A 19,806-nucleotide genomic window follows, 5' to 3' on the forward strand; every position below is an offset into this window, starting at 1 on the left:
ATCTTGCTTTTGATCGTTCCCACGCTCTGCGTGGTAACGCCTCTAGGGACGCTCTGCGTCCAGTGACGCGGAGCGTCACGGGCTGCATTCCCACGCGGAGCGTGGGAACGATCAAAGATCGCAGCCTTCGGCAGCTCCTACATTTAAGCGTGTAGAGGTCAGTAAGTCTGTCGGCAGACTATCGTCTTTTGTCGCGGGAATCGCGCCGAAGCTGGCCGGGTGAGGCGCCGAACTCACGCAGGACGGCGGCCGAGAAAGCACTCTGCGAGTTGTAACCGACGCGGCAGGCAATTTCACCCATGGGTAAAACCGTATCGCGCAGCAGTTGCACCGCCAGATGCAAGCGCCGACTGCGCATGTAATCCATCGGCGTCTGCCCGCATTCGGCCATGAACCGAGCATGCAGACGCGCGCTGGATAACCCGGCAACGCGCGCCAGATCGGCGACTTGCAGTGGATACCCAGCGTTTTGCTCGATGTACGCATCCAGCGCCGCGTAGGGCAGACGGCGGGCGGCGAGTTCGGCAGGTTGCGCATGATTGAGGCTGGCCAGCAGCAACACCGCGCCTTGCTGCGCGATCAGCGGATCGCTGACCGGGCTGTTCGCCAGCCAGTTGACCAATTGGCTCTGCCCCGAATCCAGCGACAGCCGGGCCGGTTGTTCGAGCAAGCGGCGACTGGCATCGGCATGTTCGCCCAGCGAATGGACCAGCCATTGGCCGTCTGGGATGTCCATCACCAGGCAACGACTGCCGTCGGGACTGCCGCAGGCGTGATGGGCGCCGGACGGGATGACCACGAAACTTTGCTGGCGCACCTGGCTGCCACAGCCTTCGACCTCGAAGTCCAGCGCGCCGGACAGCCCGAACACCAACTGGGCGTGCTCGTGGCTGTGGACGATCAGGTCGCGGGTGTACTGACGCAGGGTAAGGATCGGGCGCATGAACAGGTCTCCGGGCAGGCCTGCAGTCTACACCGAGCGGCACGTGCTGCGCTGTCACAGGACTGACTCACGCTTGTCATGGTCGATTCACCGGGCAAGCGCACTCTGGCGAAAACATCGCAGAGGGTTGCCCATGACCAGCGCCGAGCTCGCCAGACCCAGCCGCAAACAACGGGTGCGAACCCTGTGGATTTCCGACGTGCACCTGGGCACGCGCGATTGCCAGGCCGAACACTTGTCGCAGTTTCTCAAAGGCTACCATGCCGACAAAGTCTACCTGGTAGGCGACATCATCGATGGCTGGAAACTGCGCGGTGGCATGTACTGGCCGCAGGCGCATACCAATGTGATTCGCCGCTTGCTGACCATGAGCAAGCGCGGCACCGAGGTGATTTACGTTACCGGCAATCACGACGAGTTTTTACGCCGTTATTCGAAGCTGATCCTCGGCAACATCCAATTGGTCGACGAAGCGATACACGTCACGGCAGACGGCCGGCATTTGCTGGTGATTCATGGCGATCAGTTCGATGTGATCACCCGATATCATCGCTGGCTGGCCTTCCTCGGCGATTCGGCCTACGAGTTCACCCTGACCCTCAATCGCTGGCTCAACCATTGGCGTGCGCGCTATGGCTACGGTTACTGGTCGCTGTCGGCGTACCTCAAACACAAGGTGAAAACCGCGGTGAGTTTCATCAGCGACTTTGAAGAAGCCATTGCCCATGAGTGCGTTAAGCGCGAGTTGCATGGCGTGGTCTGCGGGCACATTCACCACGCCGAGATCCGCAAGGTGGGGGAGGTGGATTACCTCAATTGCGGCGATTGGGTGGAATCGTGCACGGCGCTGATCGAGCATTGGGATGGCACGATCGAGTTGTATCGGCTGGCAGATGCTCAGGCCCGGGAGGCGGAGCTGAAGGCCGCCAAAGTCGCCGAACTTGCCTAGTTCTTCGGTGATTGAGAGGGCCTCATCGCGAGCAGGCTCACTCCTACAGGGGTACGCATTTCAACTGTAGGAGTGAGCCTGCTCGCGATGAACCGCGCAGCGGTTCCCGAAGATAATCACGCTGGTGAGTGTTCAGCCATCGCGGCCTTGTAAATCGAGTTCTTCGGCTGTGCAAACAACCGCTCCATCATCGGTTCGAAAAAGCTCAACGGCAGCGTGTCATAGTCAGGATCAAACGCCGCCGCATCGTATTTGGCGCAAAACTCGGCCGTTGCCTGAAACTGCGGATGCTCTTTGAATTGCTCGCGCAGGTGCCGATCCATGCCCAGGTGATGAAAGAAGTAATAGCCCTGAAACACCCCGTGCTTCTCGACCATCCACAGATTTTCGGCGCTGACGAACGGTTTGAGAATCGCTGCGGCGATGTCCGGGTGGTTGTACGAACCCAAGGTATCGCCAATGTCGTGCAGCAGCGCGCAGACCACGTATTCCTCGTCACGGCCATCGCGCCAGGCACGGGTCGCGGTTTGCAGCGAGTGGGTCAGGCGATCCACCGGAAAACCGCCGAAATCGCCTTCGAGCAATTTCAGGTGAGTCATGATCCGTGAGGGCAACTGTTTGGCGTAGGCACTGAAGTCAGCGGCGATGATCGCCCAGTCTTCCTGCGTGCCGTCCTTCATATGGGTGAAGCGGGCATTGGCATTCATTGGCTGACCCTCATTCAGAACGCAACGCGACCAAGGATCATGTCGCGGTACATGACAAAGTCACCGAGCAGGCTGTACAGCGGATGCTGAAAAGTCGCCGGTCGGTTCTTCTCGAAAAAGAAATGCCCGACCCAGGCGAAGCTGTAGCCAGCCAATGGCACCGCCAATAGAAGCAGCCAGGCGCCTTTGGCGATGGTCATCGCGAGGATGAAAATAACCAGCGTCGTGCCGATGAAGTGCAGACGCCGGCAGGTGCTGTTGTTGTGTTCGCTGAGGTAATACGGATAGAACTCAGCGAAGCTGTTGAATTGCTTGATGTTTTCCACGACCGCGTTCTCTGTGGTTATTGTTCTGGCGACGAGTTGTTCTGCGGGTAGCTTATTTGAGTCTAGAGTGATCATTGGCGTGGGCCAGTGACAATCGGCGCCACTTTAGTATCCTTCGCAAATCAGGCCGTAACATGCGGCCCATCATGTAAAAGAATAACGCCATGAGCGAACGAACGACTTCTGCAAGCTGGGCGATGGGGATTGTCAAAGCATTGGAGATGGACGGCCTGGATTGCCGGGTACTGTTCAAGCAACTGGGGCTCGATTACACGGCTCTGGATGATCCGGATGCACGTTTCCCGCAAGATTCCATGACCCGACTCTGGCAACGGGCGGTCGAGTTGTCCGGCAACCCGGCGATCGGCCTGAATATGGGCAAAGTGGTGCGACCGGCGTCGTTTCATGTCGCCGGCTACGCATTGATGTCGAGCAATACCCTGGCCGAAGGCTTCCAGCGACTGGTGCGCTATCAGCGGATCATCGCTGAAAGTGCCGACCTGAGCTTCCGTCTGCTGGAAGAAGGTTACGCGCTGATTCTGACCGTGCACGGCGACCATTTGCCGCCGACCCGGCAAAGTGCCGAAGCCTCGCTGGCCTGTGCGTTGGGTCTGTGCGGTTGGCTGACCGGGCGCACGCTGCATCCGGTCAAAGTGCTGGTGCAGGGTGATCAGCCGGAGAATCTGGAACCCTACAAACAAGCCTTCCACGCGCCGTTGGTGTTCAACGCGCCGTACGATGCGCTGATCTTCGAACGCGCTGACATGGAGGCGCCGCTGCCCACCGCCAACGAGGCGATGGCGCTGTTGCACGACCGCTTTGCCGGGGAGTATCTGGCACGATTTTCCGAAAGCCGCGTGACCCACAAAGCGCGACAGGTGCTGTGCCGGTTGCTGCCTCAAGGTGAGCCAAAGCGCGATACCGTGGCGCAGACCCTGCATTTGTCGCAGCGTACTTTGCAGCGCCGCTTGCAGGAGGAGGGCACGAGTTTTCAGCAGTTGCTCGATGACACTCGTCGCGAACTGGCCGAGCAATATCTGGCGCAGCCAAGCATGACCTTGCTGGAAATCGCCTACCTGTTGGGTTTTGCCGACCCGAGCAACTTCTTTCGCGCGTTCCGCCGCTGGTTCGACACCACGCCCGGCGATTACCGGACGCGGTTGTTGCAGGCGCCGAACGCGATCAGTGACGCCAGAAGGCCGGAATACACAGCACAAACACCGTAATGATCTCCAGTCGGCCGAGCAGCATGCCGAATGACAGGATCCATTTGGCCGCATCCGGCAGGGTGGCGAAGTTACCCGCCGGGCCGATGGTTTCGCCAAGGCCCGGGCCGACGCCGGACACGGTACTGGCGGCGCCGGTCAGCGCGGTCATCCAGTCGACGCCGAGCAGCGACAGCAGCAGGGCGATCACGCAGATGGTGATGGCGAAGAAGAACGAAAAAGTCAGAATCGAACGGACGATCTCTTCGTCGAGGCGGTGACCGTTGTACTTTTGCTTGATCACCGCGCGTGGGTGAATCAGCTGATTAAGGTTGGCCTTGAGCAGGATATAGGCGACCTGGAAACGGAAAATCTTGATTCCGCCCGCCGTCGAACCGGAACAGCCGCCGACAAAGCCCAGATAGAAGAACAGCATCAGCGAAAAGTTGCCCCACAGGCTGTAGTCGCCGAGAGCGAAGCCTGTGGTGGTGACCACCGATGTCACGTTCAACGCCACATGGCGCAAGGCGTCCAGCCAATGCAGGTTGGTCGTCCACCAGTACCAGGTGCCGAGCACCAGCCAGGTCACCAGCAACATGCCGAGCAAACCCTGCACCTGCTGATCCTTGATCAGCGCCTTGCGGTTGCCGCGCAACGTCGCCACGTACAGGGTGAACGGCAGGCTGCCGAGGATCATGATAACCACCGCAACCCAGTGCACTGCCGGTTGCGTCCACTTGGCCAGCGACTGGTCGGAGGTCGAGAAGCCACCGGTGGAAATCGCCGACATCGCGTGGTTGATCGCATCGAACGGACTCATCCCGGCCCACCAGAACGCCAGGCTGCCGAGGATGGTGATGCCGACATAAGCCGCCACGATCAGCCGCGCCACCATGTGCGAGCGCGGCATGACCTTTTCCGAGCGGTCCGAGGACTCGGTCTGGAACAGGCGCATGCCGCCGATACGCAGCAGCGGCAGAATCGCTACCGCCATACCGATAAAGCCGATGCCGCCGATCCAGTGCAGCAGCGAGCGCCACATCAGAATGCCCGGGGACATATTGTCCAGATGATTGAGCACAGTCGAGCCAGTCGCGGTGATGCCGGACATGCTTTCGAAAAACGAGTCGGTGTAACTGATGTGCTGCGTCAGCAGAAACGGCAGCGCGGCAAAGATACACACCACCAGCCAACTGCTGACGGTCAGCAGATACATGTCGCGCGGGCGCAGATGAATGTGTTCGGGCCTGCCGGGAATCACCAGCGCGAGGCCAGCGACGAAGGTGATCATGCTCGCCCAGAGGAACGACGGCAGGTCGCTGGTGCGCTCGAAAATCACCAGGGTGGCCATCGGTACGACCATGGCCACAGCCAGGGTGATCAGGAAGATGCCGATGATGAAACCAATGATCCGTAAGGTCGGCAACGCCATGAAGTCCGCTCGGGCTGATGTGGGAAGGGCGCCATTCTACCCGTGGGGCAGGGCATGTAAACCGGCATCCTGTTGGCAGATACAGCTAGAATAGCCGCACATATTTTTCAGGAGGTGGCCGATGCAGGCTCTCGACGCGTTGCTCAACCGTGTTTCCGTTCCACGTCTGGTCGAACCGGCCCCCACTGCCGAGCAGCGCGAAGCCCTGTTTGGTGCCGCATTGCGTGCACCGGATCACGGGCATTTGCAGCCGTATCGTTTCTTGACGGTCGAAGGCGCGGCACGTGAGCAGATGGGCGAGTTGCTGGCTCAGGCTGCACAGATGCAGGAAGGCGAAGTCACCGAAGCGATGATCGACAAGGCCCGCAACGGCCCGCTGCGTGCACCGCTGGTAGTTGTAGTGATTGCCAAACTGCAGGAGCACGTCAAGTATCCGAAGGCCGAGCAGTTGCTGGCTGCAGGCTGTGCGGCGCACGGGATTTTGCTGGCGGCGTATGCGCAAGGGATTGGTGCGGTGTGGCGCACGGGGGATTTGGCTTATTCGCAGCACGTAGCCAAGGGTTTGGGGCTGGAGGAGGGCGAAGAGGTAATTGCGTTCCTTTACCTCGGCACACCGCAGAAAGAACCGCGTGTGGCGGAGAAGGTTGAGCTGGCTGAGTTTGTTAGTGCCTGGCCCGCCATCGCCTGAAGATCAAAAGCCCCTCACCCTAACCCTCTCCCGGGGGGAGAGGGGACTGATTGGGGGATGCTGTAGGAATACGCCGACCTGAACGCTCTTCGCTGAATCCAGAATCGGCGTCGGTTTGAGTCGAATTCAAAGTTGATCAAGCTTCCGAATCCATAATCGACTCGGTTTTTCAGGTCGATGTCTGACGCAAGACACCGCGGTCGGCCCCCTCTCCCTCCGGGAGAGGGCTGGGGTGAGGGTAGCTTTTAGGCTCTTAAAGTTGCACCACCGCACCCGGCACCAGCGGCAATTCCAGACTCGCGACAAATCCGCCCTGCGGATGATTGGCCAGCGTCAAACTCCCACCATGGCGCTCCGCCGCCCGCCGGGCAATTGCCAGGCCCAGGCCATGTCCCGCCGCCGTCTGCCCCGGCGCCCGGTAAAACGGCTCGCCCAACTGACTCAGATGTTCGGCTAGCACGCCCGGTCCGTGGTCACGCACACTGACGATGATTTTTTCACCCTGACGCGAGGCTTGCATCTCGATCGCCTGATCTTGCGGGTTGAAGCGCTGGGCATTGCGCAGCAGATTATCGACCGCACGCTCGATCATGGTCGGCCAGCCCTTCAGGTGCAGTTGCGGATCGGCATCGAGACGCACCGTCTGCTCGGGCGATCCAAGTTGTGCATCTTTCTGCAACGTGCCCAGCAATGCATTCAGATCCACTTCTTCAGCACTGGCATTGTCAGCATCGACCCGTGCCAGCACCAGAATTTCACTGATCAACGCTTCCAGCCGATCACACTCGCGGGTCAGTCGTGGCCAAAGTTTTTCCCGTTCTTCAGGGCTGGCCCGTTCGGCCAGCGCCAAGGCAATGCGCAGCCGCGCTAACGGTGAGCGCAGTTCATGGGAGACGTCGCGCAGCAACTGACGTTGGCTGCCGATCAGGCTTTGCAGACGCGCGCCCATGCGGTTGAAGTCAGTGGCAAGCACGCCAAATTCATCGCGACGATTGGCCAGTTTCGCCAGGCTGTTCTGCTGATAAGTGGTCTGCCCCAGATCATGCACGGCGCCGCGCAAACGGCTGAGCGGACGGGTGATCGAGAAGGTCACGAGCAAACTGAACAGGGTCAGTACCACCAGTGCGATGCCCAGCGCACTCAACGGCCAGAGCAGGCTTTCGCGGTGCCAGGCGTCGAGTTCAGGGTGGGGGATGCGGTAGATGAACAGGTAGGTGTCGCCGGTTTTTTCACTGGTGAACTCGTCGGTCAGGCGTCGCCATGGCAGACGGCGGTCATCGTTGTTCTGTCGTGCTTCGAAGGCCGCCGCGCGCCGGGGGAAAGTGCCGCGCACCACCGGATCGCCGCTTTCGTTGAGCACTTGAACGTCGATGTGATATTGGCGTTTGCGCTGTTCGAGGATGTCCTGCGCGGCTTCCTCGCCCTGGGCTTCGTAGGTTTGTGTCCACTCGCCGGCGAGGGTGTTGAGACCCGGATGACGGCTGAGGATCCACGCGTCCTGATTGAGCATGTGCCCGAGCAGAATCGACAGCCCTGCCACCAGAGCGATGGCCAGCCAGAAGCTCGCGAGAATACGCCAGAACAGTGAACGCACAGAAAATCCTCAAAACAAACACAAATCCCTGTAGGAGCGAGCCTGCTCGCGATAGCGGTGGGTCAGACAAAAATCTGTCAACTGACACACCGCTATCGCGAGCAGGCTCACTCCTACATTTGGATCGATGAAAACAGGCCCATCGGGTTTGGCCGATGGGCCATGGGTCAGAACATTATTGCGCTTTTTGCGCCTGTTGCGCTTTCCACGCTTTGAACTCGGCCCATTCGGCGCGGCGTTCAGCCTGTTTCTTCTGGATCTCGTCGAATTTCTTCTGTTGATCCGGTTTCAACACGGCGCGGACATCGGATTCGGCTTTCTTGTGGTTGGCCGCCATCTCGTCCTTCATGGCTTTCTGGTCAGCCGGCGAGAGTTTTTCCAGGTACTTGTCGACCACTTGCTTACGCTCGTGCATCTGCTCGCCCATGATCTTGCGGATCTGCTCGCGCTGCTCGCGGGAGAGGTCGAGTTGGCTGTACGGGCCTTTGCCGTGCATGCCGTGCATCTGACCGCCGTGGCGTGGGCCGTCGAGCGGGCCACCCATCGGGCCGCCGTCTTGCGGCATCGCCATGGCGACGGTTGGCAGAGCGGCAGCGAACATCAGAGCGATAAGAGTCTTGCGCATGGTGTATCTCCTTGTCTCGTTCCCGGTACGTTCCGGATGAGTTCAGATTACGGAGATCAAGGTCAGCGGCGGTCAGCGCTACGTAAAGCTTGGGTAAAGACGCTTCGCGTCCGACCTGACAAACACACTTTGTAGGAGTGAGCCTGCTCGCGATAGCGGTGTATCTGGCAAGAACATGTCGACTGACACACTGCTATCGCGAGCAGGCTCACTCCTACAAGTGGGAGGTTCAGAGGCTGTAGTAGTAACCCCGGCTGCGCAGGGCGACGATGCGCGGGCGGCCGTCGGAGTGGGGGCCGATCTTTTTGCGCAGGTTGCTGACGTGCATGTCGAGGCTGCGGTCGTACAGGGTCAGCTTGCGACCGAGGGCGAGCTGCGCCAGTTCCTGTTTGTCCAGCGGCTCGCCGGGTTGCTTGAGCAGCGCTTCGAGCAGGCGACTTTCGGAAACGGTCAGGGTCAGCTCTTTCTCGTCGATGCTGACCACGCCGCGCACCGGGCTGAAACTCAGGTCGCCCAGCTCAAGCTGAGTCGACACGGCAGCCGGATGACTGCGCCGCAATACGGCACGCAGGCGCGCGGTCAGTTCACGCGGGTCGCACGGTTTGGCCAGGTAATCATCGGCGCCCAGCTCCAGGCCGAGGATACGGTCCAGCGGCTCGCCACGGGCCGAGAGCATCAGAACCGGCAGATCAGCGTGATCGTTGCGCAGTTGCTTGAGCAGTTCCAGACCGCTGCCGTCAGGCAGCATCACGTCCAGCACCACCGCTGCCGGGGCGGTTTCAGCCAAAGCCTTGCGGGCACTCTGGCCATCGTGGCAGGCACGGACCTGAAAGCCTTCCTGGCTCAGCCAGCTACTCAGGAGTTCGCACAACTCCTGGTCATCATCAATCAATAACAGCTCGCTCATGACTCACTCAATTTAGCCATTGCCGACGTTTTCGGCTTGCTCCACTGGCAAAGATACCGCAGAGCAGCGCCAATAGCGCTACTCCTGCTCCCGTGACGAACCACTGCTGCTGGTCGGTCAACAGTCGCGGCACCGGGCTGGCCTGGGCTTCCTTGAGTTGCAGCTTGAGGCGCTGGTTCTCTTGGCGCAGCCGGGCGAGCTGGGCGCTTTCGCGGGTGTTGTCGGCAGTTTGCAGTTGTTTGCTCAATTCTTCCCGTTGCTGCTCGCTGGCCTTGAGGCGCTGCTGCAGTTCGGTGATCTGGCTGCCGGCACTCAGCGACAATGGCGTGGAGCTGCCGCCTTCGGTGGATTCCTCACCATGGGCGGGCGTCATCATCGACAACGAGACCAACATCAGACACAACGGACCCTTGCGCATCGCTACACCTGCTTCCAAATGGATATTGGGCAGGTTGTCGGCAGGCGAACGAGAATAATGAGCGATTGAGAACGCGATGAACCGACAAGGTTCATCGCGTGGGAGAGACTTGCGCAGGAAAGTTACGGCAGGACTTGCTTGAACGGCTTGACGACGACGTTGGCGTAGACGCCTGCGGCGATGTACGGATCGGCGTCAGCCCACGCCTGCGCAGCGCTCAGGGAGTCGAATTCGGCGACGATCAGGCTGCCGGTGAAACCCGCTGCGCCCGGATCATTGCTGTCGACGGCCGGGTGCGGGCCGGCCAATACGATGCGGCCTTCGCCCTTGAGCGCTTGCAGGCGTTCCAGATGCGCAGGGCGTGCGGCCAGGCGTGCTTCCAGCGAGTTGGCGACGTCGGTGGCAATGATTGCGTAGAGCATGTCAGTCCTCGGTTTTTGGTGTTGTGGTATCGGCGTCGTGCAGGTGGCGCGACAGGTAAATGCCCTGTGCGACCAGGAACAGCACGGTCATGCCGAGGCTGCCGAACACCTTGAAATCGACCCAGATGCTCTGGAAGGTGAAGGCGACGAACAGGTTGGCAGCCCCGCAGAACAGGAAAAAGGCGATCCAGGCGATGTTCAGACGGGTCCAGACCGGATCCGGCAGGGTCAGCGCGTGACCCATGATGCGTTTGATCAGCAGGCGGTCACCAATGAAGTGGCTGCCGATGAAAGCAACGGCGAACAGCCAGTTGACCACCGGCGCTTTCCATTTCAGGAAGGTCTCGCTATGGAAGGCGAGCGTCAGGCTGCCGAACACCAGACAGGCGATCAGGGTCAGCCATTGGCTCTTTTCCAGCTTGCGCTGTTTGATGAACAACGCGCCATACACCACCAGGGAACTGATGATCAGCATCGCCGTGGCGCTGTAAATACCGCCTACAGTCACTTCATGGCCAGCGATGTCGACAACCCGTGGATCAAGTTTGTAAACGATGAAGAACAGCAGAAGCGGGATGAAATCGATGAATTGTTTCACAGTGAGAGCCAGAAGCTGGATGTGGCGGCATAATAACAAACATATGGGCGCGCGATAGCGCCAGCTGATTTGAGGTTACAACTCTCCGTGAATGTAGATTTGCACTGCCATAGCACGGCCTCCGATGGCGCCCTGGCGCCTGCGGTTCTGGTTGCGCGTGCGTTCGAGAACGGCGTGCGAGTCCTGTCGTTGACTGACCACGACACCCTCGAAGGCCTGGCCGAAGCGCGCACGGCCGCCAATGAACTGGGGATGCAACTGGTCAACGGTGTCGAATTGTCCTGTACCTGGGGCGGCGCGACCATTCATGTGCTGGGCTACGGTTTTGACGTCAACGCCGCGCCGTTGGTCGAGGCGATCGCCAAATTGCACGATGGCCGCTGGCTGCGGTCGGAAGAAATAAGCCGCAAGCTCGCCCTCAAGGGCATGCCCGGTGCCCTTGAAGGCGCCCGGCAGGTGCAGCAGGAACTGGGCGACAGCGGCAACGCCCCGGCCCGTCCGCATTTCGCTGACTGGATGGTGCGTGAAGGGTTTGTAAAGGATCGCGCCGAGGCATTTCGCAAATGGCTCGGCGCCGGCAAGCTCGGTGACGTCAAATTGCATTGGCCGACGCTGGAAGACACCGTCGGCACGTTGCGCGCCGCCAATGCCTGGGTCAGCCTGGCGCACCCGTGGCACTACGATTTCACTCGCAGCAAGCGCCGAAAGCTGATTGCCGACTATATTCAAGCAGGCGGGCATGCAATCGAGGTGGTCAATGGCCATCAGCCTGCGGAACAGGTCGGCAGCCTGGCAATCCTTGCCCGTGAGTTCGGTCTGCTGGTCAGCGCCGGCAGTGACTTCCATGGCCCTGGCGGCTGGTCCGAGATCGGCCAGTACCGGCCGGTTCCCGAGGACCTTCCACCCCTGTGGTGTCGGTTCAAACATGACACAGTTATTGCCGCCGTCTGAACAGGTAGAAAATGTGAGTCAATTTTTCCAGATACATCCGGAAAACCCGCAAGCGCGCCTGATCAAACAGGCGGTCGAGATCATCCGCAAAGGTGGGGTGGTGGTGTATCCCACGGACTCTTCCTATGCGATCGGTTGCCAGATCGGCGACAAGACCGCCATTGAGCGCGTGCGCCGCCTGCGTCAGCTCGATGACAAACACAACTTCGCGCTGATCTGCAGTGACCTGTCGCAACTGGGTAACTACGCCAAGATCGACACCGGTACCTTTCGTATTCTCAAAGCCCATCTGCCGGGGCCTTACACCTTCATCCTCAATGCCACCCGCGAAGTGCCCCGGCTGTTGCTGCATCCGAAGAAACGCACCATCGGCCTGCGCGTACCTAGCCAGCCGATCGCGCTGGCACTGCTGGCCGAACTTGGCGAGCCGCTGATGAGCGTGACCCTGATCATGCCTGGCGATGAAGACCCGCTGAGCGATCCCCACGAAATGCGCCAATTGCTTGAACACCAGGTGGACCTGATCATCGATGGCGGTTTCGGTGGTATCAAAGCTTCCACCGTGATCGACCTGACCGGCGATGACCCGGAAGTCGTGCGCGTCGGTTGCGGCGATCCGACGCCGTTCATGGTCGAGGCCTGAATGTCCGCAGTGGAAACCGTAGTCGATCCCCAGGCCGGCGCCCAGCAGGAGCTGCCGTTTGCCATGGTCTATGGTCAGGCGGTCATGGAAATGCCGCTGGACCTGTATATCCCGCCGGATGCGCTGGAAGTCTTTCTTGAAGCTTTCGAAGGCCCGCTCGACCTGCTGCTGTACCTGATCCGCAAACAGAACATCAACATCCTCGACATCCCTGTGGCGGAAATCACCCGCCAGTACATGGGCTATGTCGAGTTGATGCAGTCGGTGCGTCTGGAACTCGCCGCCGAGTATCTGGTGATGGCCGCGATGCTCGCCGAGATCAAATCGCGCATGCTCCTGCCGCGTGCCGAAACCGTCGAAGACGAAGAAGATGACCCGCGCGCCGAACTGATCCGCCGCTTGCAGGAATACGAGCGCTTCAAGGCCGCCGCTGAAGGCATCGACGGCTTGAGCAGGGTCGGTCGCGACGTGATCGTGCCCAAGCTCGACGCCCCGGAAGCCCGCGCGCGCAAGCTGTTGCCGGACGTGGCGCTGGAAGAGATTTTGATGTGCATGGCCGAAGTGCTGCGCCGTGGCGATATGTTTGAAAGCCACCAGGTCAGCCGTGAGGCATTGTCCACCCGCGAGCGCATGAGCGATGTGCTGGAACGGCTCAAGGGCGGCGGTTTTGTACCGTTTGTCGAGCTGTTCACCGCCGAAGAAGGGCGACTGGGTGTGGTGGTGACCTTTATGGCGATCCTTGAACTGGTCAAGGAATCCTTGGTCGAGCTGGTGCAGAATGAGCCGTTCGCCGCGATCCACGTGCGAGCCCGAGCCGAATAACGAGTCGAAACATGAACCTGACTGAACCCCGCGAGCTGGCGCCCCTGCTTGAAGCCTTTCTGTTGGCCTCGGGAAAGCCGCAATCCCTTGAGCGCCTGTTTGAACTGTTTGAAGAAGGCGAGCGGCCTGAGCCTGCAGTCTTCAAGAAAGCCCTGACGCTGCTGGGCAAGTCCTGCGAGGGCCGCGCCTTCGAACTCAAGGAAGTCTCGTCGGGCTACCGTTTGCAGATTCGCGAGAAGTTTTCGCCGTGGGTCGGCCGACTCTGGGAGGAGCGCCCGCAGCGCTATTCCCGTGCGCTACTGGAAACGATCGCGTTGATCGCCTATCGCCAGCCGATCACCCGTGGCGAGATCGAAGACGTGCGCGGTGTGGCGGTGAACAGCAACATCGTCAAGACCTTGCTGGAGCGCGAGTGGATTCGTGTTGTTGGTTATCGTGATGTGCCGGGCAAACCGGCAATGTTTGCGACTACCAAGATGTTTCTCGATCACTTCAACCTGAAAAACCTCGAAGACCTGCCGCCATTGGCCGAACTGCGCGAAATGGAAACCGACCCGGTGCTCGATTTTGACGACGCACCGGTGCCGCAGAGTTTGCAGGAGTTGGCCGACGCCAGCGCCGAGCCCGAGGAGGAGAAAGAGGAAACCAGTTTCCATACGCTGTTGCTGGAACTGGACAGCATGGAGGAGGGGATCAAGACCGACTTCGACGATTTGCTGCGCGATGCGGCGGATGGTGAGGCACCGACGGTTGAAGCAGAAGTTGAGTCTGAGCCTGAGCCACAGATCGCCGAGCCAACCATCGAAGTTGAACTCGAAGCTGTGCCCGAAGCCGAACCGGAAGAGGACATTCTCGGCGTCGCTGAGGCCCGCGAGAAATTGTTGGCCGCCGTCGCTGCCCTCGAACAACCCACGCCCGAACCCGAGCTAAGCGAAGAAGAAGCCGAAGCCCGCGCCCTGGCCGAAGCGATCGAAGCCGAACGCCGCGAGTTCGAAGACTGATCCGATTCCAAGGACACCGCGAACCCCCTGTAGGAGTGAGCCTGCTCGCGATTGCGGTGTATCTGCCAAGAAGATGTCGACTGACACACCGCAATCGCGAGCAGGCTCACTCCTACAAAGGATTTGTGTTTTTCCGGAGAAGGCGATGAGTTCCACCAAAGACCCCTGCATCAGCGTCTGCAAATTCACCGACGACATCTGCCTCGGCTGTGGCCGCAGCAAACGCGAAATCAAGGCCTGGAAGAAACTCGACAAGGACGACAAGCGCACCGTACTGGCCGAAGCCGCACTGCGCCTGATCAAACTTGGTGGCGCCGGTCGGCGGAAAAAGAAATAACTGTCGATCGATCAGCTAGTCTCTGATGCGCGACGGCGCACATCCGCGTATGATTCGCGACCCTTCGCCGATCCCTTCGGCCGAGAACCCAGATTTCAATGCTTCAGGCGCTCAATTCAGAGCGCCTGAACAGACCACACCGGGAGGTGCCCAGATGAGTGACATCAATCAGAAAGACGACCAGGAAATCGGCCCAGCAGGCGAAAAACTGCAGAAAGTCCTCGCCCGTATCGGCGTCGGCTCGCGCCGTGACGTGGAATCCTGGATCAGCCAGGGCCGGATCAAGGTCAATGGCAAAGACGCCACCCTCGGCCTGCGCGTCGACATGCACGACGCCATCACCATTGATGGCAAGGTGATCAAGCGCGAAGAGGCGGCCGAATCGGTACGCCGCGTGATCATGTACAACAAACCCGATGGCGAGATCTGCACCCGTGACGACCCGGAAGGCCGTCCGACCGTGTTCGACAAGCTGCCGCGTCCGAAAGAAGGCCGCTGGATCAACATCGGTCGTCTCGACATCAACACCACTGGTCTGCTGATGTTCACCACCGACGGTGAGCTGGCCAACCGCCTGATGCACCCGTCCTACGAGATGGACCGTGAGTACGCCGTGCGTGTACGCGGTGAAGTCGACGACGAAATGATCGAGCGTCTGAAAGCGGGCGTGGTGCTGGAAGACGGCCCGGCCAAGTTCACCGACATCAAGCAGGCGCCGGGTGGCGAAGGCTTCAACCACTGGTACCACTGCGTGGTGATGGAAGGTCGTAACCGTGAGGTTCGTCGCCTGTGGGAATCGCAAGGTCTGGTGGTCAGCCGTCTGAAGCGCGTGCGTTTCGGTCCGGTGTTCCTCAATTCCGACCTGCCGATGGGCCGCTGGCGCGAAATGAGCCAGTACGAAGTCGACATTCTCAGTGCTGAAGTCGGCCTGACGCCGGTGGCGATGCCGCAACTCAACGCCAAGAGCAAAGACAAGCTTGAGCGTATGCAGCGCAAATCGTCGCGCCCAATGGGCAAGACCGAGCGCGTACGCACGCTGCGTCCAGCCGCTGGCGCGCCGACCGGCCCACGTCCTAGCCGCGAGCCGCAGATCGAAGGCGAGCGTCCAGGTCGCAAGCCGGTTGCCCGCGACGGCGAGCGCGCTCCGCGTCCGGCCAACGGTCGTACTGAGCGTGGCGAGCGTGGTGCACCTGCCGGTCGTGGCACGCCAGTGGCGGATCGTCCAGCAGACACCACCAACAAGCGCCCGGCCAAGCCTGCGCCGAAGCGTCCGGGGATCAAGCTGGCTGATGGCGACAAGCCGTCGGGCAAGCGTCGCGGCGCACCGGCAGGGTCTGGTCAGCGTCCGGGGTTTGGTCGCAAGAAGCCTGAGTGATCGGGTTTAGCGCCGAATGAAAAAACGCCAACCGCAGGGTTGGCGTTTTTTTTCGTCTGGCGCACACCGATCGTTCCAACGCTCTGCGTGGGAATGCCTCAACGGACGCTCCGCGTTCGGCTCTAGAGGGACGCGGAGCGTCCCGGGCTGCATTCCCACGCGGAGCGTGGGAACGATCAGGTGCCGGCCCTAAAACACAAATCGCCCATCAAACACCGGCTTGTCATCCAGCGCCAAAACTCCGCCCGAGAAGATCAGGTCGAGGTGATGACTGCCCTTGGCGCCACCGCCCAATCCAAGGTGCAAGCCACAATGCCGCTCCTCAAACCCGGCATTGCGCGCATACAAATCCTTCACGCCTTCATTGGTGCCAATCCCCAACTCTTCAATCCGCCGGTTCGAAGGATTGGCGTCCAGGTATTTGTTGAAATCATGCTCCAGCCCCGGCACATCAGTGGCGATGCGGCTGATGGTCGAATTCTCGATCCACAGTTCCAGCGGCGATTCCAGCACGCCGTATTTGCGCGCAAACGGGATGGTGCTGAGGAACGTGCCCTTGAATTTCACATGGCCGTTTATGGCCTCGCTGTGCGTGGCGATTTCACCCGGCGCGAGGTCGAAGTTGCCGACACCGTTGATGTCGGTCCATTTCTTGATGCTGCTCAGCGGTGTTTCAAACCATGAGCCGTCATCGTCCTTGAAACTCAGCGTGGTTGCGTGGGACATGCGCTGGATCAAATGGCTGTTCAGCCCGGCAATCCGCTGCGGCGTGACGCTGAAGGTGTCGTAGAAATACTCGCCGTAGTCCTTGAACAGCAGCGACTTCTTCCAGTTTTCCGCCATCACGCCTTGCAGCGCACGGACAAACTCCGGGCCTTCTGGGCGCGGGTTGGGCAGGGTGGAAGAGTCGTAGAAGAAAATGTACAGATCGCTGTCGGTGATTGCCGAAGTCAGCGTCGCGGTGCTGTCGAGGTCCAGGCGCCGGGCGCTGAACGTGAAGCGTGGATGATCGCCAGCCTGTTCGGCGATGGCGCCGGTCAGCGCTGCGTAATCAGCCGTATGGCCGAGCAGTACCTTTGCCGAGTCGAGGCCGGCAAGGGCTGGGTGATGTTCGAGGTAGTAAAGGAAATGCGAGATCGCGCGGGGCTTATCCATGAGTCCTCCCTGACTGACCGTGAAGAAAGCGGCAGGCACGACCGGCCGGATCGTGCCTGCCCGGGATGTCTTACAGAGGCCACATCGCCGTGCCGAACGGAACCACCGCGTCGGCTTGCATCATTTCCACAGCCGCCTCGTGGGTCGGTGCTTCAAACCATTCGTCCAGTTGCAGTTCGGTGTCCAAGTCTTTTTCCAGTTGCATGGTCGATCTCCTAGATGACTTTCACGGTTGTGACTGGCCGGTCGAGGTGGCCGGCGAGACGTGAAGAACCTAGTTCAAGGTTTTTTGTAATGCAAAAAATTATTTATTTAAAATTTAAATAGACTTTTTGTTCTGTTTTTAGGCTGCGTTTTTCTTATTTAAAAACAAAAAACTAGCGACCAATTTCATTAGCAAGCTTGCTACCGTCAATTTGCAGACGTCCTACAGAAATCTCTGAAGAGGAAATTATTCGTTACGTAGCGTAAAGAAATATTTACGAAAACCGCGGTAAAACCCAGTGAATCAACCTCGGTGCGGGCGCTGTAAGGAAAAGCTGCCGAAGCCTTGCCTGCCAGGCGCCTTGCGAGGCTCTGGCGCGCTTGTTTCAAAGGCATTTGCAGGGTGTGATGCGCCCCATGCCTGTCGTGCAGGTGCATAACAAGAAGGAGGCGCAATGAACGCCGTGACTGATTTCCACTTCTCTCCGTGGGACGGTTTTTTCCTCGTCCGCGTCGATGGCTTGCAAAGGCCTGACTCAATTTTTGCAGCCGCCCGAGGTTCTCGTGGCGGACACACGCAATCCCGGCAACCGCCACGCTGATCCAGCGGGGTCTGGCAGCAGGGGGTTAGCGGTGTACAATGCGCCGCGTTTTAACTGTGACCCTCTGCGTAATCGCGCAAATCTCAAGGCTAACCGCCTTGTTCACTCCGTGGCGCCACAAGCGTTTCGGGTTCGATTTCGTCACAGATAAAAACAAACAGGTGACGCATGACCGTTGTAAATGAGCTGAACTCCTGGTGCCTGCGCTGGGGTTTGATCGGGGCTGCCTGAAATCGCAACCTTGCAGCAACGTCTACTGAACATCATCAAACCTTGCGTGAGACCTTTTTCATGAGTGGACAACCCTCGCAATCAGGTACGCTTAAACGCGGCCTGAAAAATCGCCACATTCAACTGATCGCCCTCGGTGGCGCGATCGGTACCGGATTGTTCCTCGGCTCGGCCGGGGTGCTCAAATCCGCCGGCCCGTCGATGATCCTCGGCTATGCCATCTGCGGCTTCATCGCCTTCATGATCATGCGCCAGTTGGGCGAAATGATCGTCGAAGAGCCGGTGGCCGGTTCCTTCAGCCATTTCGCGCACAAGTACTGGGGTGGCTTCGCCGGCTTCCTGTCGGGCTGGAACTGCTGGATCCTGTACATTCTGGTGGGCATGTCGGAGCTGACCGCGGTCGGCAAGTACATTCACTACTGGGCGCCGGACATTCCGACCTGGGCTTCTGCGGCAGCCTTCTTCGTGCTGATCAATGCGATCAACCTGGCCAACGTCAAAGTCTTCGGTGAAGCCGAATTCTGGTTCGCAATCATCAAGGTCGTGGCAATCGTCGGCATGATTGCGCTCGGCAGCTACCTGCTGGTCAGCGGCAACGGCGGCCCGCAAGCTTCGGTAACCAACCTGTGGTCGCATGGCGGGTTCTTCCCCAACGGCGTCAGCGGTCTGGTGATGGCCATGGCGATCATCATGTTCTCCTTCGGTGGTCTGGAAATGCTCGGTTTCACCGCAGCGGAAGCCGACAAGCCAAAAACCGTGATCCCGAAAGCGATCAACCAGGTGATCTACCGGATCCTGATTTTCTACATCGGTGCACTGGTGATCCTGCTGTCGCTGACCCCATGGGACAGCCTGCTGGAAACCCTCAATGCGTCCGGTGATTCCTACAGCGGCAGCCCGTTCGTACAAGTGTTCTCGATGCTCGGCAGCAACACCGCCGCGCACATCCTCAACTTCGTGGTACTGACTGCGGCATTGTCGGTGTACAACAGCGGCACCTACTGCAACAGCCGCATGCTACTGGGCATGGCCGAGCAGGGCGATGCGCCGAAAGGTCTGGCGAAGATCGACAAGCGCGGCGTGCCGGTGCGTTCGATTCTGGCTTCGGCGGCGGTGACCGTGATTGCCGTGTTGCTGAACTACCTGATCCCGCACAGTGCGCTGGAACTGCTGATGTCGCTGGTGGTTGCGACGTTGGTGATCAACTGGGCGATGATCAGCTTCTCGCACTTCAAGTTCCGTCAACACATGAACAAAACGAAGCAGACGCCGCTGTTCAAGGCCCTGTGGTACCCGTACGGCAACTATGTCTGCCTGGCGTTCGTGGTGTTCATCCTTGGCGTGATGCTGTTGATCCCGGGGATTCAGATCTCGGTGTACGCGATTCCGGTGTGGGTCGTGTTCATGTGGGTTTGCTACGTGATCAAGAACAAGCGCAGTGCGCAAGCTGCGGTGCCTGCGACCGCCAAATAATCGCGCGCGCAGAAACAACAAACCCGGCCAAGTGCCGGGTTTGTCATTTTCAGGATTCACACAAAACCCCTGTAGGAGTGAGCCTGCTCGCGATAGCAGTGTGTCAGGTACAAATTCGTCTACTGATACACCGCTATCGCGAGCAGGCTCACTCCTACAGGGGATCTTCGTCAGGCCTCGCATCGGTTTCGCGGTATC

The 19,806-nt window shown here is 59.6% G+C and carries 22 protein-coding genes; 10 read left to right on the plus strand and 12 right to left on the minus strand.

The genetic code is table 11. The features are described from left to right. Positions 1–178 precede the first annotated feature (178 nt). Positions 179–943 (minus strand): AraC family transcriptional regulator, encoded by a 765-nt coding sequence (locus CQ009_RS25835; protein WP_105709106.1) that lies wholly within the window; start codon positions 941–943, stop codon positions 179–181. 133 nt (positions 944–1,076) lie between these two features. On the opposite strand from CQ009_RS25835, the gene CQ009_RS25840 reads away from it, so the two are divergent. Continuing rightward, the gene (locus CQ009_RS25840) at positions 1,077–1,892 is read left to right on the plus strand and encodes a UDP-2,3-diacylglucosamine diphosphatase (protein ID WP_064390807.1); all 816 of its coding nucleotides are present in this window, start codon (positions 1,077–1,079) and stop codon (positions 1,890–1,892) included. Positions 1,893–2,008: 116 nt separating this feature from the next. Here CQ009_RS25840 and CQ009_RS25845 read toward each other — a convergent pair whose 3' ends face one another. Continuing rightward, the gene (locus CQ009_RS25845; RefSeq protein ID WP_105709107.1) at positions 2,009–2,599 is read right to left on the minus strand and encodes an HD domain-containing protein; all 591 of its coding nucleotides are present in this window, start codon (positions 2,597–2,599) and stop codon (positions 2,009–2,011) included. 14 nt (positions 2,600–2,613) lie between these two features. After that, positions 2,614–2,925: a DUF962 domain-containing protein gene (locus CQ009_RS25850; RefSeq protein ID WP_064390809.1), complete on the minus strand. Its 312-nt coding sequence runs from the start codon at positions 2,923–2,925 to the stop codon at positions 2,614–2,616. A 164-nt stretch (positions 2,926–3,089) separates the two neighbouring features. On the opposite strand from CQ009_RS25850, the gene CQ009_RS25855 reads away from it, so the two are divergent. Next, complete coding sequence (locus CQ009_RS25855; RefSeq protein WP_201783041.1) at positions 3,090–4,151, plus strand: AraC family transcriptional regulator; 1,062 nt, start codon at positions 3,090–3,092, stop codon at positions 4,149–4,151. Here the strand turns inward: CQ009_RS25855 and CQ009_RS25860 are convergent. Next, on the minus strand, positions 4,108–5,562 hold the full coding sequence (locus tag CQ009_RS25860) for a TrkH family potassium uptake protein (RefSeq protein ID WP_064390811.1): 1,455 nt from the start codon (positions 5,560–5,562) through the stop codon (positions 4,108–4,110). The genes CQ009_RS25855 and CQ009_RS25860 overlap by 44 nt on opposite strands. 121 nt (positions 5,563–5,683) lie before the next feature. Between CQ009_RS25860 and CQ009_RS25865 the strand changes: the two genes are divergently transcribed. Further along, positions 5,684–6,250 carry a nitroreductase family protein gene (locus CQ009_RS25865; protein WP_105709108.1) on the plus strand — a complete coding sequence of 189 codons (567 nt, stop codon included), beginning with the start codon at positions 5,684–5,686 and terminating at the stop codon, positions 6,248–6,250. 253 nt (positions 6,251–6,503) lie between these two features. On the opposite strand, the gene CQ009_RS25870 is transcribed toward CQ009_RS25865, so the two are convergent. The 6 genes from CQ009_RS25870 to CQ009_RS25900 all read right to left on the minus strand — a co-directional run bounded on the left by CQ009_RS25870 (position 6,504) and on the right by CQ009_RS25900 (position 10,814). After that, the gene (locus CQ009_RS25870) at positions 6,504–7,844 is read right to left on the minus strand and encodes a HAMP domain-containing sensor histidine kinase (protein ID WP_105709109.1); all 1,341 of its coding nucleotides are present in this window, start codon (positions 7,842–7,844) and stop codon (positions 6,504–6,506) included. Positions 7,845–8,019: 175 nt separating this feature from the next. Further along, the gene (locus CQ009_RS25875; protein ID WP_064390814.1) at positions 8,020–8,469 is read right to left on the minus strand and encodes a Spy/CpxP family protein refolding chaperone; all 450 of its coding nucleotides are present in this window, start codon (positions 8,467–8,469) and stop codon (positions 8,020–8,022) included. Between the two features lie 229 nt (positions 8,470–8,698). Next, a complete protein-coding gene (locus tag CQ009_RS25885; RefSeq protein WP_064390815.1) occupies positions 8,699–9,376 on the minus strand; it encodes a response regulator transcription factor in 678 nt (225 codons plus the stop codon). A 7-nt stretch (positions 9,377–9,383) separates the two neighbouring features. Continuing rightward, positions 9,384–9,794, minus strand: coding sequence for a translation initiation factor 2 (locus CQ009_RS25890; protein WP_064390816.1), 411 nt, complete (start codon positions 9,792–9,794; stop codon positions 9,384–9,386). 122 nt (positions 9,795–9,916) lie between these two features. Then, positions 9,917–10,216 carry a YciI family protein gene (locus CQ009_RS25895; protein WP_007919677.1) on the minus strand — a complete coding sequence of 100 codons (300 nt, stop codon included), beginning with the start codon at positions 10,214–10,216 and terminating at the stop codon, positions 9,917–9,919. A gap of 1 nt (position 10,217) precedes the next feature. Next, the gene (locus tag CQ009_RS25900; protein WP_105709110.1) at positions 10,218–10,814 is read right to left on the minus strand and encodes a septation protein A; all 597 of its coding nucleotides are present in this window, start codon (positions 10,812–10,814) and stop codon (positions 10,218–10,220) included. Positions 10,815–10,901: 87 nt separating this feature from the next. On the opposite strand from CQ009_RS25900, the gene CQ009_RS25905 reads away from it, so the two are divergent. The 6 genes from CQ009_RS25905 to rluB all read left to right on the plus strand — a co-directional run bounded on the left by CQ009_RS25905 (position 10,902) and on the right by rluB (position 15,943). Further along, entirely contained in the window at positions 10,902–11,765 is an 864-nt protein-coding gene (locus CQ009_RS25905) for a PHP domain-containing protein (protein ID WP_064390817.1), read from the plus strand. A gap of 13 nt (positions 11,766–11,778) precedes the next feature. After that, the gene (locus CQ009_RS25910) at positions 11,779–12,408 is read left to right on the plus strand and encodes an L-threonylcarbamoyladenylate synthase (protein WP_105709141.1); all 630 of its coding nucleotides are present in this window, start codon (positions 11,779–11,781) and stop codon (positions 12,406–12,408) included. Between the two features lie 123 nt (positions 12,409–12,531). Then, positions 12,532–13,230, plus strand: a complete 699-nt coding sequence (locus tag CQ009_RS25915) for a ScpA family protein (RefSeq protein ID WP_172828192.1) — start codon at positions 12,532–12,534, stop codon at positions 13,228–13,230. Positions 13,231–13,241: 11 nt separating this feature from the next. After that, entirely contained in the window at positions 13,242–14,231 is a 990-nt protein-coding gene (gene scpB, locus CQ009_RS25920) for an SMC-Scp complex subunit ScpB (RefSeq protein ID WP_105709111.1), read from the plus strand. Between the two features lie 145 nt (positions 14,232–14,376). Further along, positions 14,377–14,568, plus strand: a complete 192-nt coding sequence (locus CQ009_RS25925; protein WP_105709112.1) for a DUF1289 domain-containing protein — start codon at positions 14,377–14,379, stop codon at positions 14,566–14,568. 154 nt (positions 14,569–14,722) lie between these two features. After that, positions 14,723–15,943: a 23S rRNA pseudouridine(2605) synthase RluB gene (gene rluB / locus CQ009_RS25930; protein ID WP_064390821.1), complete on the plus strand. Its 1,221-nt coding sequence runs from the start codon at positions 14,723–14,725 to the stop codon at positions 15,941–15,943. A 189-nt stretch (positions 15,944–16,132) separates the two neighbouring features. Here the strand turns inward: rluB and CQ009_RS25935 are convergent, their stop codons facing one another. Together CQ009_RS25935 and CQ009_RS30280 are read right to left on the minus strand one after the other, a co-directional pair. Next, positions 16,133–17,098, minus strand: coding sequence for a hypothetical protein (locus CQ009_RS25935; protein ID WP_064390822.1), 966 nt, complete (start codon positions 17,096–17,098; stop codon positions 16,133–16,135). A 70-nt stretch (positions 17,099–17,168) separates the two neighbouring features. Then, a complete protein-coding gene (locus tag CQ009_RS30280) occupies positions 17,169–17,303 on the minus strand; it encodes a hypothetical protein (protein WP_064390823.1) in 135 nt (44 codons plus the stop codon). 892 nt (positions 17,304–18,195) lie between these two features. Between CQ009_RS30280 and CQ009_RS25940 the strand changes: the two genes are divergently transcribed. After that, entirely contained in the window at positions 18,196–19,608 is a 1,413-nt protein-coding gene (locus CQ009_RS25940; protein WP_064390824.1) for an amino acid permease, read from the plus strand. The last annotated feature ends 198 nt before the right edge of the window (positions 19,609–19,806 follow it).

Origin of the sequence: Pseudomonas sp. MYb2 (assembly GCF_002979955.1) — a bacterium.
Lineage (GTDB): Bacteria > Pseudomonadota > Gammaproteobacteria > Pseudomonadales > Pseudomonadaceae > Aquipseudomonas.